Origin of the sequence: Escherichia sp. GZ89, assembly GCF_019366485.1 — a bacterium.
Taxonomy (GTDB): Bacteria; Pseudomonadota; Gammaproteobacteria; order Enterobacterales; family Enterobacteriaceae; genus Escherichia; species Escherichia fergusonii.
Map to the genome: position 1 here is coordinate 249,620 of NZ_JAEOHX010000006.1, position 14,333 is coordinate 263,952.

The 14,333-nt window shown below is 49.5% G+C and carries 13 protein-coding genes; 8 read left to right on the forward strand and 5 right to left on the reverse strand.

The features are described 5' to 3' along the window. Positions 1 to 177 precede the first annotated feature (177 nt). Positions 178 to 621 carry an FMN-binding protein MioC gene (gene mioC, locus K0335_RS12505; RefSeq protein WP_000763745.1) on the reverse strand — a complete coding sequence of 148 codons (444 nt, stop codon included), beginning with the start codon at positions 619 to 621 and terminating at the stop codon, positions 178 to 180. Between the two features lie 89 nt (positions 622 to 710). Continuing rightward, positions 711 to 1,169, reverse strand: a complete 459-nt coding sequence (gene asnC, locus K0335_RS12510) for a transcriptional regulator AsnC (RefSeq protein ID WP_000432971.1) — start codon at positions 1,167 to 1,169, stop codon at positions 711 to 713. A gap of 151 nt (positions 1,170 to 1,320) precedes the next feature. Between asnC and asnA the strand changes: the two genes are divergently transcribed. Then, positions 1,321 to 2,313: an aspartate--ammonia ligase gene (gene asnA, locus K0335_RS12515; RefSeq protein ID WP_104920573.1), complete on the forward strand. Its 993-nt coding sequence runs from the start codon at positions 1,321 to 1,323 to the stop codon at positions 2,311 to 2,313. A 4-nt stretch (positions 2,314 to 2,317) separates the two neighbouring features. Here the strand turns inward: asnA and viaA are convergent, their stop codons facing one another. Both viaA and ravA read right to left on the reverse strand, forming a co-directional pair. Beyond that, complete coding sequence (gene viaA, locus K0335_RS12520) at positions 2,318 to 3,769, reverse strand: ATPase RavA stimulator ViaA (protein WP_104920574.1); 1,452 nt, start codon at positions 3,767 to 3,769, stop codon at positions 2,318 to 2,320. Then, positions 3,763 to 5,259 (reverse strand): ATPase RavA, encoded by a 1,497-nt coding sequence (gene ravA, locus K0335_RS12525; RefSeq protein WP_104920575.1) that lies wholly within the window; start codon positions 5,257 to 5,259, stop codon positions 3,763 to 3,765. Before ravA ends, viaA begins: the two co-directional genes overlap by 7 nt. A gap of 221 nt (positions 5,260 to 5,480) precedes the next feature. On the opposite strand from ravA, the gene kup reads away from it, so the two are divergent. From kup to rbsR, 7 genes are all read left to right on the forward strand, one after another. Next, on the forward strand, positions 5,481 to 7,349 hold the full coding sequence (gene kup / locus K0335_RS12530) for a low affinity potassium transporter Kup (protein ID WP_000102682.1): 1,869 nt from the start codon (positions 5,481 to 5,483) through the stop codon (positions 7,347 to 7,349). 166 nt (positions 7,350 to 7,515) lie between these two features. Beyond that, positions 7,516 to 7,935, forward strand: a complete 420-nt coding sequence (gene rbsD, locus K0335_RS12535) for a D-ribose pyranase (protein ID WP_000715936.1) — start codon at positions 7,516 to 7,518, stop codon at positions 7,933 to 7,935. A gap of 7 nt (positions 7,936 to 7,942) precedes the next feature. After that, positions 7,943 to 9,448, forward strand: a complete 1,506-nt coding sequence (gene rbsA, locus K0335_RS12540; RefSeq protein WP_000387783.1) for a ribose ABC transporter ATP-binding protein RbsA — start codon at positions 7,943 to 7,945, stop codon at positions 9,446 to 9,448. Positions 9,449 to 9,452: 4 nt separating this feature from the next. Next, positions 9,453 to 10,418 (forward strand): ribose ABC transporter permease, encoded by a 966-nt coding sequence (gene rbsC / locus K0335_RS12545; RefSeq protein WP_000211858.1) that lies wholly within the window; start codon positions 9,453 to 9,455, stop codon positions 10,416 to 10,418. Between the two features lie 24 nt (positions 10,419 to 10,442). Continuing rightward, positions 10,443 to 11,333 carry a ribose ABC transporter substrate-binding protein RbsB gene (gene rbsB / locus K0335_RS12550; protein ID WP_001056273.1) on the forward strand — a complete coding sequence of 297 codons (891 nt, stop codon included), beginning with the start codon at positions 10,443 to 10,445 and terminating at the stop codon, positions 11,331 to 11,333. A gap of 125 nt (positions 11,334 to 11,458) precedes the next feature. Further along, positions 11,459 to 12,388, forward strand: coding sequence for a ribokinase (gene rbsK, locus K0335_RS12555; RefSeq protein WP_001361088.1), 930 nt, complete (start codon positions 11,459 to 11,461; stop codon positions 12,386 to 12,388). Between the two features lie 3 nt (positions 12,389 to 12,391). Beyond that, positions 12,392 to 13,384 carry a ribose operon transcriptional repressor RbsR gene (rbsR, locus tag K0335_RS12560; RefSeq protein WP_077626286.1) on the forward strand — a complete coding sequence of 331 codons (993 nt, stop codon included), beginning with the start codon at positions 12,392 to 12,394 and terminating at the stop codon, positions 13,382 to 13,384. A gap of 40 nt (positions 13,385 to 13,424) precedes the next feature. Here the strand turns inward: rbsR and K0335_RS12565 are convergent, their stop codons facing one another. Then, on the reverse strand, positions 13,425 to 14,129 hold the full coding sequence (locus K0335_RS12565; protein WP_001131158.1) for a FadR/GntR family transcriptional regulator: 705 nt from the start codon (positions 14,127 to 14,129) through the stop codon (positions 13,425 to 13,427). Positions 14,130 to 14,333: the final 204 nt, after the last annotated feature.

The window sequence follows — 14,333 nt, forward strand, 5'->3', positions numbered from 1 at the left end:
AACCTGGAAAGGATCATTAACTGTGAATGATCGGTGATCCTGGACCGTATAAGCTGGGATCAGAATGAGAGGTTATACACAACTCAAAAACTGAACAACGGTTGTTCTTTGGATAACTACCGGTTGATCCAAGCTTCCTGACAGAGTTATCCACAGTAGGTCGCACGATCTGTATACTTATTTGAGTAAATTAATCCACGATCCCAGCCATTCTTCTGCCGGATCTTCCGGAATGTCGTGATCAAGAATGTTGATCTTCAGTGTTTCGCCTGTCTGTTTTGCACCGGAATTTTTGAGTTCAGCCTCGAGTTTATCGATAGCCCCACAAAAGGTGTCATATTCACGACTACCAATACCGATTGCGCCAAAGCGGACCGCAGAAAGATCGGGCTTCTGTTTCTGCAATGCTTCATAGAAAGGAGAAAGGTTGTCCGGAATATCTCCGGCACCGTGGGTTGAGCTGATAACCAGCCAGATCCCAGAGGCTGATAAATCTTCCAACAGCGGACCGTGCAGCGTTTCGGTGGTAAAACCCGCCTCTTCCAGTTTTTCAGCCAGGTGTTCTGCTACATATTCGGCACCGCCGAGGGTGCTGCCGCTGATAAGAGTGATATCTGCCATAAACCGCCACCTTTATTAAGAGTGGCGTATTGTACGCTGTGAACGCGCTGGGATCTACCTGTGGAAAAGTATGGGATTAAAAAAGCCACTCATGGTTTGATGGTACGCATGATCGGGTTCTGCAGGACGATCAGAGTCTCAGTGGACTGAATTTCATCAATTGTTTGGATCTTGTTGATAAGTACATGCTGAAGGGCGTCGATCGAACGGCACATCACTTTGATAAAGATGCTGTAGTGGCCGGTGGTGTAATAGGCTTCAGTGACTTCCTCAAGGCTTTCCAGCTTTGCCAGCGCGGAAGGATAGTCTTTGGCGCTCTTTAATATAATGCCGATAAAGCAGCCTACGTCATAACCGAGCTGCTTCGGACTGACGTCGATGCGTGCCCCAGTGATGATCCCCGCCTGCTTCATTTTCTCTACACGAACGTGAATCGTCCCTGGACTGACGCCAAATTGTTTTGCCAGTTCGGCGTAAGCGGTACGCGCATTACCCATTAATGCTTCCAGGATGCCGCGGTCCAGATTGTCGATCAGATAATTTTCCATAGGATTTTCTTATGCAGATTGAAGAATAATTCTATTTTAGACTTCTTTTTTAATGAATCAAAAGTGTGTGAGGCTTTTTATTGAATGATTATTGCATGTGTGTCGGTTTTTGTTGCTTAATCATAAGCAACAGGACGCAGGAGTATAAATAATGAAAACCGCTTACATTGCCAAACAACGTCAAATTAGCTTCGTGAAATCTCACTTTTCTCGTCAACTGGAAGAACGTCTGGGGCTGATCGAAGTCCAGGCGCCGATTCTTAGCCGTGTGGGGGATGGCACGCAGGATAACTTGTCGGGCTGTGAAAAAGCGGTGCAGGTAAAAGTGAAAGCTCTGCCTGATGCCCAGTTCGAAGTGGTTCATTCACTGGCGAAGTGGAAACGTCAGACCTTAGGGCAACATGACTTCAGCGTGGGCGAAGGGCTGTACACGCACATGAAAGCCCTTCGCCCTGATGAAGACCGTCTTTCCCCGCTGCACTCGGTCTATGTAGACCAGTGGGACTGGGAGCGCGTAATGGGCGATGGCGAGCGTCAATTCTCGACTCTGAAAAGCACGGTAGAGGCGATCTGGGCGGGAATTAAAGCAACCGAAGCTGCGGTTAGCGAAGAGTTTGGCCTGGCACCGTTCCTGCCGGATCAGATCCACTTCGTACATAGCCAGGAGTTACTGTCTCGTTATCCGGATCTCGATGCCAAAGGGCGTGAGCGGGCGATTGCTAAAGATCTTGGCGCGGTTTTCCTCGTTGGGATTGGCGGTAAGTTGAGTGATGGTCATCGCCACGACGTGCGCGCACCGGATTATGATGACTGGAGCACCCCGTCAGAGCTGGGCCATGCGGGTTTGAACGGCGATATTCTGGTGTGGAACCCGGTACTGGAAGATGCGTTTGAGCTTTCTTCCATGGGGATTCGCGTGGATGCCGAAACGCTGAAGCATCAGCTGACGCTGACCGGTGACGAAGATCGCCTGCAGCTGGATTGGCATCAGGCGCTGCTGCGCGGTGAAATGCCGCAGACCATCGGCGGCGGTATCGGCCAGTCTCGTTTGACCATGCTGCTGCTGCAACTGCCGCATATCGGTCAGGTTCAGTGTGGTGTATGGCCAGCTGCTGTTCGCGAGAGTGTCCCTTCTCTGCTGTAATAATTTATCGCCGCCAGCGTCTGAGCAGGCGGCTTCGCATCCCGGTATCAAAGCGCCAGATATGATCGAAAATGCGCATGATGCCGGGTTTGCCATGTGCCGACATCGCCACGGCATGAAAGCGATGCTGATGTTCCTTCTGCAACGTTTTAACCTTATTTACCACATCATCGGGTAATCGTTGGGCGATAAAATCTGAAATCACTACCGCATCAGCATCAAACCATTCCCCCCCCTGCATACGTTCGATAATGGTGCGAAAACAGCTAGCAAGATCAGTACCACCACGAAAACGCTGGCTTAAAAAACGGATCGCCTGTTCGATCCCTTGTGGACAGGAGAGTTCGTAGCTCACTATTTCGGTGGAAAACAGCATAATGAAACAACGGCGATTATCAGCTAACGCAATACGCATTAGTGCCAGGCAGAATGCTTTCGCACACTGTTCATTAAAACCGCCCATCGAACCCGAAGTATCTACGCAGACGATAAATGGTCCGCGTGGCTGCTCCTCAAAATCTTGATGAGTGACCGGACGTTCGGTGATTTTTTCACGCCAGGCTTCACCCTGTAAGCGGTAGGTTAGTAACTGTTTTTCCACCAAACGACGATAAAACTCATACTCCAGTTCGGAAATGCCCAGAGTTGCTAGTTCGGGGGGAAGAAGGCGAAGTATGTCGTCGCTTTGGTGTAGCCCCTCGACTTGTTCTGGCACGGTGGCTGGTTCCCGAACCAGCATACGAAAGGCTTCCATTGGTGCATCTTTTCGTGGAACAGATTTCGCTTCTCTGGAACGCCCTAATTGCTCAGCCAGTTGCCGCAGTTCTGGTTGTTGTGCCAGAAAATCGCCATATTTTACGATCAGTTGATAATCGCCGCGTTTGAGCTGCCCTGCACTCATATCCCATAAATGACCTGCTGCGTTATCATTGTCGACCAGTACTGGCTCCAGTTGCCCACTCAGGGTCATACGCTCCTGGACTTCACTTAGCAATTGCTCCCGCTCTTCTTCCAGTAATTGTTGGTTAAACGTTGTTGCCTGTACAACCAGGCTTAGTCGCCAACGCTGGAGAAACAAGGTATGTAATGCCGGAGTAAAACGACTATTGCCATCAACCAGTTGCTGAGCCTGGTCTGCATAAGGAGAGTGCAGGCGATAAAGTAATGCCAGGATTTGGGGGAGTTGAACAATAAACTGTGGCGTGGAAAGCAGTTGGCTCTGCTGATAACACATCACCTCTTCGGTTAATTCTGGCGGAACATGAACATCTTTTAAGCGTGTACGTAAAGCTTCTCGCCAGCGTGGCAGATCATTGGTAATCGCTTTTTTTAAACGAGGCGATTTTTCGAATATCACGGCCAACACCGGTGAAGAGAGCAAAGCGAGGATCATCTCCTCGATCATTCCCTCTTCACTTACCGCGAGCATGACATTCAATGTATCCAGCGTCAGCATTGGTGCGCCTGGCGGATTTGTGTGGCGACGCCCTGTAGGCTGGCTTCAATGCGACCTAACCAGTCGCTGTTAATAAACAAACATTTCTGTTGTTCGCTAAATAGGGTGTGCTGTTCTCGCCATTGTGTTTCCAGAGCTTCCAGTTGCTGCTTAATTTCGCCTGGCATACTTTCTGCTGAAGAACCGGGTAATGCCAGCGTAGATCCCTGTAAACTGACATCGCGAACAACCAGGTGTTGGACGCTATCCACTTCCATATTGAGCGGTTGCGCATAGCCAATCCCGTTTAGCTTGCCACGAATTTCCCCACCTTTAGCAAGCCACTGCTCAAGGACCGTTCGTTCAAAGGTAATGTGGATCACTTCCATATCATGGAGTTTTAACGGTTTTTGCAGGATCAACGTCAGTGTGTTTGTGGTGATCTCTGGCGGCAACTGATATTGCTGTCGACGGCTGAACATCCCTCCCTGACGTATCACTGTCAGCGCGGTTTTATCACTTTGTAGCTGCTGTAACTGAATACGCCGTTGCACAATACTTCCCAGACGGGTAAGCATAGATTGTTGCTGCCATGCGTGTCCGGTCATCAATATTTCAAGTTGTTGTTGCATCAAATTGAGGCTTTGGGCGTCATACCAAAGGCAATCTTTAAGCAAAATAAGATCAATAGGTGCTACGGCATCACGGCCACTAAAGAAGGCACTGGCTTGTAACAGGCGAATCGCCTTTTTCCAGCGACGGTCAGAAACATAAGGTGCGTTTGGTAAATTATCCAGTTGTTGGCGCAGGGTAAAAATAAGTTCAAATACATGATCCGGCAGAACAATATTACCGATATCGCGTTGCCACTGCTGATATTCATCATCGCTGACCTGCAGTGCCGCCGGAACCGGATTTTCGTTTTCATCCTGCTGGCTGGTAAGCATTGAGCGAAAATTTGCTTTATCCTGCACTTTATCTAACCACAGACGAATCAGCATGCGGTCATATAATGCTTCCAGGCTGCTATCTTCTTCTGGTAATTCGTTAGATGCAGCCACCAGCAGGCGCATGGGAATTTTTTCTTCGTGGGCACCATTACGGAAATGACGTTCGTTAATGGCGGTGAGCAGTGTGTTTAGAATAGCCGGTCCCGCTTTCCAGATCTCATCAAGAAAGACGATTTCTGCTTCCGGCAGGTAGCCGCTGGTTAAACGCTCATAGCGCCCTTCATCTTTTAGCGCCTGAATAGAAAGAGGACCAAATACTTCTTCCGGTGTGGAAAAGCGAGTCATCAGATATTCAAAAGCCCGGGCATTCTGAAAGGCGAATTTTAACCGACGCGCGATCAGACTTTTAGCAATACCGGGCGGACCGAGCAAAAATACACTTTCGCCACTTAATGCGGCCAGCAGACACAACCGAATGGCGTGACTACGTTCAAAAAGCCCCTTTTCCAGCGCATTGCTCAGACGCGAAATTCTTTCCGCTAATAAATGTGGGTGAGCCATAATGAAGTGGCGTCCTTTCGCCAAACGTAATGTATTAACAGCGAGTATAGACGTTTCGTAAGGCTGACTGTAAGAGTCTTAAGGTGCGGTAATTGTTCTTTGAGCCAGGTTAATATGGATTCATTTAGGGGTACGATTTTGCGATTAATCGTGCATACTGTGCGCTTTTTGTGGGCCAAGGGACTACGCACACATTTCTTATATCGACGAAAAATTTGTCTATGAGCACTGAGAATAAACAATCATTACCTGCGATTACCCTCGCAGCAATTGGGGTTGTCTACGGTGATATTGGTACCAGCCCGCTATATACACTTCGTGAATGTTTGTCCGGTCAGTTTGGTTTTGGCGTTGAACGCGATGCTGTGTTTGGCTTTTTATCACTGATCTTCTGGCTGCTAATCTTTGTGGTTTCCATTAAATATCTCACCTTCGTAATGCGGGCAGATAACGCCGGTGAAGGGGGAATCCTGACGTTGATGTCGCTTGCCGGGCGTAATACGTCGGCGCGAACGACATCAATGCTGGTGATTATGGGGCTAATCGGCGGCAGCTTTTTCTATGGTGAAGTCGTCATAACACCCGCTATTTCGGTGATGTCTGCCATTGAAGGTCTGGAAATCGTCGCCCCGCAGCTGGATACCTGGATAGTTCCCCTCTCAATCATCGTTCTGACTTTACTGTTTATGATTCAAAAACATGGCACTGCTATGGTCGGTAAGCTGTTTGCGCCTATCATGCTGACCTGGTTTTTGATTCTGGCGGGACTGGGGTTGCGTAGCATTATTGCTAACCCAGAAGTGCTGCATGCTCTGAATCCGATGTGGGCGGTGCATTTCTTCCTTGAATACAAAACGGTTTCGTTTATTGCGTTAGGGGCAGTGGTGCTGTCGATAACGGGGGTCGAGGCGCTGTACGCTGATATGGGGCACTTTGGTAAGTTCCCGATTCGTCTGGCGTGGTTCACCGTCGTATTGCCTTCCTTAACCCTTAATTACTTCGGCCAGGGAGCGCTGTTGTTAAAGAACCCGGAAGCAATTAAGAACCCGTTCTTCCTGTTGGCACCGGACTGGGCGCTGATCCCGCTTCTGATCATCGCCGCGCTGGCGACGGTAATTGCCTCGCAGGCGGTTATCTCTGGCGTCTTCTCATTGACGCGTCAGGCGGTACGTTTGGGATATTTGTCGCCGATGCGCATTATTCACACCTCCGAAATGGAGTCAGGGCAAATCTACATTCCGTTTGTGAACTGGATGCTTTATGTCGCGGTCGTGATTGTGATTGTCAGCTTTGAGCACTCCAGCAACCTGGCGGCGGCGTACGGGATTGCGGTGACCGGAACCATGGTGCTGACGTCTATTCTCTCGACTACCGTGGCACGTCAGAACTGGCACTGGAATAAGTATTTTGTTGCGCTGATCCTGATTGCTTTCCTTTGTGTCGATATTCCATTGTTCACCGCTAACCTCGATAAACTGCTCTCCGGCGGCTGGTTGCCATTGAGCCTCGGTACGGTGATGTTTATCGTGATGACCACCTGGAAGAGCGAACGTTTCCGCTTGCTGCGGCGGATGCATGAACATGGTAACTCTCTGGAAGCGATGATTGCTTCGCTGGAGAAATCTCCGCCCGTTCGCGTGCCCGGGACCGCGGTGTATATGTCGCGTGCAATCAACGTTATTCCCTTTGCGTTGATGCATAACCTTAAACATAACAAGGTATTGCATGAGAGGGTGATTCTGTTAACTCTGCGCACCGAAGACGCGCCATATGTCCATAACGTCCGTCGCGTACAGATTGAACAATTGTCGCCTACTTTCTGGCGCGTGGTGGCAAGTTATGGTTGGCGAGAAACGCCAAATGTGGAAGAAGTTTTCCACCGCTGCGGTCTGGAAGGATTAAGTTGCCGGATGATGGAAACCTCTTTCTTTATGTCGCATGAATCACTGATCCTCGGCAAACGCCCGTGGTATTTGCGTCTGCGTGGCAAGCTGTACTTGCTGTTGCAACGTAATGCTCTGCGAGCACCGGATCAATTTGAAATCCCGCCAAACAGGGTTATCGAACTGGGTACTCAGGTCGAAATCTAACGCCAGACGCCTCCTTTCTCCATAAGGGGGCGTTTTTGTTTTCATTTTTAATCATTATGTAAAACGTTTCGAGGTTGATCACATTTCCGTAACGTCACGATGGTTTTCCCAACTCAGTCAGGATTAAACTGCGGGTCAGCGAAACGTTTCGCTGATGGAGAAAAAAATGAAAAAAGGCACCGTTCTTAATTCTGATATTTCATCGGTGATCTCCCGTCTGGGACATACCGATACGCTGGTGGTGTGTGATGCTGGTTTACCCATCCCCAAAAGTACAACGCGTATCGATATGGCATTAACCCAGGGTGTACCTTCTTTTATGCAGGTGCTGGGCGTCGTCACAAATGAAATGCAGGTCGAGGCTGCCATTATCGCGGAAGAGATCAAACAACATAATCCGCAACTCCACGAAACGTTGCTCACCCACCTCGAGCAGCTGCAAAAACACCAGGGAAATACCATTGAAATTCGTTACACCACGCATGAACAATTCAAACAACAAACCGCAGAAAGTCAGGCGGTAATTCGCAGCGGAGAATGTTCTCCGTATGCGAATATCATTCTCTGTGCTGGCGTGACGTTCTGAGGCCGTCATGGAAGCATTACTACAGCTTAAAGGCATTGATAAAGCCTTTCCGGGCGTAAAAGCCCTCTCGGGCGCCGCGTTAAATGTCTATCCGGGGCGTGTAATGGCGCTGGTGGGTGAAAACGGCGCGGGTAAATCCACCATGATGAAAGTGCTTACTGGTATCTATACGCGTGATGCAGGTACGCTTTTATGGCTGGGGAAAGAAACAACGTTTACCGGGCCGAAATCTTCCCAGGAAGCCGGCATTGGAATCATCCATCAGGAACTGAACCTGATCCCGCAGTTGACCATTGCAGAAAACATTTTCCTCGGTCGTGAGTTTGTTAATCGCTTTGGCAAAATTGACTGGAAAACCATGTATGCCGAAGCGGATAAATTGCTGACTAAACTGAACCTGCGCTTTAAAAGCGACAAGTTGGTAGGCGATCTTTCCATCGGTGACCAGCAAATGGTTGAAATAGCCAAAGTTCTGAGCTTTGAGTCGAAAGTCATCATTATGGATGAACCGACCGATGCGCTGACCGATACCGAAACCGAATCCCTGTTCCGCGTCATCCGCGAGCTGAAATCGCAAGGTCGCGGTATTGTCTATATCTCCCACCGCATGAAAGAAATCTTCGAAATTTGCGATGACGTTACTGTTTTTCGTGACGGGCAATTTATTGCTGAGCGCGAAGTGGCATCACTGACCGAAGATTCGCTGATTGAGATGATGGTGGGCCGCAAGCTGGAAGATCAATATCCACACCTGGACAAAGCGCCGGGCGATATCCGCCTGAAAGTCGATAATCTCTGCGGACCTGGCGTTAATGATGTTTCATTTACCTTACGCAAAGGTGAAATTCTTGGCGTCTCTGGTTTGATGGGCGCGGGGCGTACCGAACTGATGAAAGTGCTCTACGGCGCACTGCCGCGCACCAGCGGTTACGTCACTCTGGATGGGCATGAAGTCGTTACCCGTTCACCGCAGGATGGCCTGGCAAACGGCATTGTGTATATCTCCGAAGACCGCAAACGTGACGGTTTAGTGCTGGGTATGTCAGTCAAAGAGAATATGTCGCTGACTGCGCTGCGTTACTTTAGCCGTACTGGCGGCAGTTTGAAGCATGCCGATGAACAGCAGGCAGTGAGTGATTTTATTCGTCTGTTTAATGTGAAAACGCCGTCGATGGAACAGGCAATTGGTTTGCTCTCCGGTGGCAATCAGCAAAAAGTGGCGATTGCCCGTGGACTGATGACACGCCCCAAAGTGTTGATTCTTGATGAACCTACCCGTGGCGTAGATGTTGGTGCGAAAAAAGAGATCTATCAACTGATTAACCAGTTCAAAGCCGATGGCTTGAGCATCATTCTGGTGTCATCGGAGATGCCAGAAGTATTAGGCATGAGCGATCGCATCATTGTCATGCATGAAGGGCATCTCAGCGGGGAATTTACTCGTGAGCAGGCCACCCAGGAAGTGTTAATGGCTGCCGCTGTGGGCAAGCTTAATCGCGTGAATCAGGAGTAAAAAAATGACAACCCAGACTGTCTCTGGTCGCCGTTATTTCACGAAAGCGTGGCTGATGGAGCAGAAATCGCTTATCGCTCTGCTGGTGCTGATCGCGATTGTCTCGACGTTAAGCCCGAACTTTTTCACCATCAATAACTTATTCAATATTCTCCAGCAAACCTCGGTGAACGCCATTATGGCGGTCGGGATGACGCTGGTGATCCTGACGTCGGGTATCGACTTGTCGGTAGGTTCTCTGTTGGCGCTGACTGGCGCAGTGGCTGCATCTATCGTCGGCATTGAAGTCAATGCGCTGGTGGCTGTCGCTGCCGCTCTCGCGTTAGGTGCCGCTATTGGTGCGGTAACCGGGGTGATTGTAGCGAAAGGTCGCGTCCAGGCGTTTATCGCTACGCTGGTTATGATGCTTTTACTGCGCGGCGTGACCATGGTTTATACCAACGGTAGCCCAGTGAATACCGGCTTTACTGAGAACGCCGATCTGTTCGGCTGGTTTGGTATTGGTCGTCCGCTGGGCGTACCGACGCCAGTCTGGATCATGGGGATTGTGTTCCTCGCGGCCTGGTACATGCTGCATCACACACGTTTGGGGCGTTACATCTACGCGCTGGGCGGCAACGAAGCGGCTACGCGTCTTTCTGGTATCAACGTCAATAAAATCAAAATCATCGTCTATTCTCTTTGTGGTCTGCTGGCATCGCTGGCCGGGATCATTGAAGTGGCGCGTCTCTCCTCCGCACAACCCACTGCGGGAACTGGCTATGAGCTGGATGCTATTGCTGCGGTGGTTCTGGGCGGTACGAGTCTGGCGGGCGGAAAAGGTCGCATTGTTGGGACGTTGATCGGCGCATTAATTCTTGGCTTCCTTAATAATGGATTGAATTTGTTAGGTGTTTCCTCCTATTACCAGATGATCGTCAAAGCGGTGGTGATTTTGCTGGCGGTGCTGGTAGACAACAAAAAACAGTAATAACGACTACAGGACATCTTGAATATGAACATGAAAAAACTGGCTACCCTGGTTTCCGCTGTTGCGCTAAGCGCCACCGTCAGTGCGAATGCGATGGCAAAAGACACCATCGCGCTGGTGGTTTCCACGCTTAACAACCCGTTCTTTGTATCGCTGAAAGATGGCGCGCAGAAAGAGGCGGATAAACTCGGCTATAACCTGGTGGTGCTGGACTCCCAGAATAACCCGGCGAAAGAGCTGGCGAACGTGCAGGACTTAACCGTTCGCGGCACCAAAATTCTGCTAATTAACCCGACCGACTCCGACGCAGTGGGTAATGCTGTGAAGATGGCTAACCAGGCGAACATCCCGGTTATCACTCTTGACCGCCAGGCAACGAAAGGTGAAGTAGTGAGCCATATTGCTTCTGATAACGTACTGGGCGGCAAAATCGCCGGTGATTACATCGCGAAGAAAGCGGGCGAAGGAGCCAAAGTTATCGAGCTGCAAGGCATTGCCGGTACCTCCGCAGCCCGTGAGCGTGGCGAAGGTTTCCAGCAGGCCGTTGCTGCTCACAAGTTTAATGTTCTTGCCAGCCAGCCAGCGGACTTTGACCGCACCAAAGGTTTGAACGTAATGCAGAACCTGTTGACCGCTCATCCGGATGTTCAGGCTGTGTTCGCGCAGAATGATGAAATGGCGCTGGGCGCGCTGCGCGCACTGCAAACTGCTGGTAAATCGGATGTGATGGTCGTCGGATTTGACGGTACACCGGATGGCGAAAAAGCGGTGAATGATGGCAAACTAGCAGCGACTATCGCTCAGCTACCCGATCAGATTGGCGCGAAAGGCGTCGAAACCGCCGATAAAGTGCTGAAAGGCGAGAAAGTTCAGGCTAAGTATCCGGTTGATCTGAAACTGGTTGTTAAGCAGTAGTTTTAATCAGGTTGTATGACCTGATGGTGACATAAATACGTCATCGACAGATGAACGTGTAAAATAAAGAAAAGCAGGGCACGCGCCACCCTAACACGGTGGCGCATTTTATGGACATCCCGAATATGCAAAACGCAGGCAGCCTCGTTGTTCTTGGCAGCATTAATGCTGACCACATTCTTAATCTTCAATCTTTTCCTACTCCAGGCGAAACCGTAACCGGTAACCACTATCAGGTTGCATTTGGCGGCAAAGGCGCGAATCAGGCAGTGGCTGCTGGGCGTAGCGGTGCGAATATCGCGTTTATTGCCTGTACGGGTGATGACAGCATTGGTGAAAGCGTTCGTCAGCAGCTCGCCACTGATAACATCGATATTTCTCCGGTGAGCGTGATCAAAGGCGAATCAACAGGTGTGGCGCTGATTTTTGTTAATGGCGAAGGTGAGAATGTCATTGGTATTCATGCCGGCGCTAACGCAGCCCTTTCCCCTGCGCTGGTGGAGGCGCAACGTGAACGTATTGCTAACGCATCGGCATTATTAATGCAGCTGGAATCACCACTCGAAAGTGTGATGGCAGCGGCGAAAATCGCCCATCAAAATAAGACTATCGTTGCGCTTAACCCTGCTCCGGCTCGCGAACTTCCTGACGAACTGCTGGCGCTGGTGGACATTATTACGCCAAACGAAACGGAAGCAGAAAAGCTCACCGGTATCCGTGTTGAAAATGATGAAGATGCAGCGAAGGCGGCGCAGGTACTGCATGAAAAAGGTATCCGTACCGTACTGATCACCTTAGGAAGTCGTGGTGTGTGGGCTAGCGTGAATGGTGAAGGTCAGCGCGTTCCTGGATTCCGGGTTCAGGCTGTCGATACCATTGCTGCCGGAGATACCTTTAACGGCGCGTTAATCACGGCGTTGCTGGAAGAAAAACCGTTGCCGGAGGCGATTCGTTTTGCTCATGCCGCCGCAGCGATTGCTGTAACGCGCAAAGGCGCACAACCTTCCGTTCCATGGCGTGAAGAGATCGACGCATTTTTAGACAGGCAGAGGTGACGCTTGGCTACAATGAAAGATGTTGCCCGCCTGGCGGGCGTTTCTACCTCAACAGTTTCTCACGTCATCAATAAAGATCGCTTCGTCAGTGAAGCGATTACTGCCAAAGTTGAAGCGGCAATTAAAGAACTCAATTACGCGCCATCAGCTCTGGCGCGTAGCCTCAAGCTCAATCAAACACATACCATTGGCATGCTGATTACTGCCAGTACCAATCCTTTTTATTCTGAACTGGTGCGTGGCGTTGAACGCAGCTGCTTCGAGCGCGGCTATAGTCTTGTTCTTTGCAATACCGAAGGCGATGAGCAGCGGATGAATCGTAATCTGGAAACGCTGATGCAAAAGCGCGTTGATGGCTTGCTGTTACTGTGCACAGAAACACATCAGCCTTCGCGTGAAATCATGCAACGTTATCCGACAGTGCCTACCGTGATGATGGACTGGGCACCGTTCGATGGCGACAGCGATCTCATTCAGGATAATTCGTTGCTGGGCGGAGATTTAGCGACGCAACATCTTATTGATAATGGTTTTACGCGAATCGCCTGTATAACGGGGCCGCTGGATAAAACACCAGCTCGATTGCGTCTGGAAGGGTATCGTACGGCAATGCAGCGTGCAGGCTTAACTATTCCTGCAGGCTATGAAATTACGGGGAATTTTGAGTTTGGTGGTGGTTTTGAAGCGATGCAAACGCTGCTTATGCATAAAGAAAGACCACAGGCGGTATTTGCCGGAAACGATGCGATGGCTGTCGGCGCTTATCAGGCACTCTATCAGGCAGGGCTACAAATTCCTCGGGATATCGCCGTCGTCGGTTACGATGATATTGAACTTGCGCGTTATATGACTCCACCATTGACCACAATTCATCAACCAAAAGATGAACTGGGTGAACTGGCGATTGATGTGCTGATACATCGAATGGCGAAACCTGAAATGCAACAGCAGCGTCTACAACTGACACCCGTTTTAATGGCCCGTGGTTCGGTTTAAATCAAACGATATGGACAGATCCATATCCATACCGCTCTGTTTATTTATCCGGACGCTCGTTAGGAGCCGCAAGTAAATCCTGACACGCTTTAAATGCGCGTGCACCGTCACTCTGAGCAATGGCATCAACAATAGCCTGATGCAAATCCAGTTTTACCACACCATTATAGGTAATCGATGTAAAGTAAGTTTGATATACCGAATGAAATAATGATGCAAAGGAGGTCAGAAATGGATTCGCACTCATTTCATAGATATGTTCGTGCCAGGCCATATCGACTTCAATCCAACGTTCGCGCTTAAAGTTCTTTTTCAGCGCTACCATTTCTGCCATTAACGTATTCAGATGAGCTTTTTGTTCTGCTGTACCAATTGTTGCCGCAAGGGAACATGCTTGTGGCTCAAGACAAATACGCATTACCAGAAAATGCTCGATAACATGTTGGAAATTATCTTCCGTCATCCACCATGAGAGTAATTCTTGATCGAGAAAATTCCAGTTCGTTTGTGGCATTACACGCGTACCAATACGTGGACGTGGTAATACCATCCCTTTTGCAGTTAACGTTTTAACGGCTTCTCTTACTGCTGTACGACTAACGCCGAATTGCTCACCCAGTTCAATTTCACCAGGCAGAATAGTACCAGGGGCATATTCGCCTTTTAAAATTCGCTGCGCCAGCTTCTCTGCCAGAACATAAGATAAGTTTTTCTGTGCGGCTAACTGTTGTGCACTTAAAGGCATTCTTCGTCTTCCTTCCTTCCTTTCTTAATGATTAGTATGCCACCTTGACGTGTAATTGCGGTTGTAAAAACAGCAAATTGTCTGTTTTATAGCAAGTTATGACCAGTTTTGATGGAAAAATACGCGGTCAGAAAATTATTTTAAATTTCCTCTTGTCAGGCCGGAATAACTCCCTATAATGCGCCACCACTGACACGGAACAAC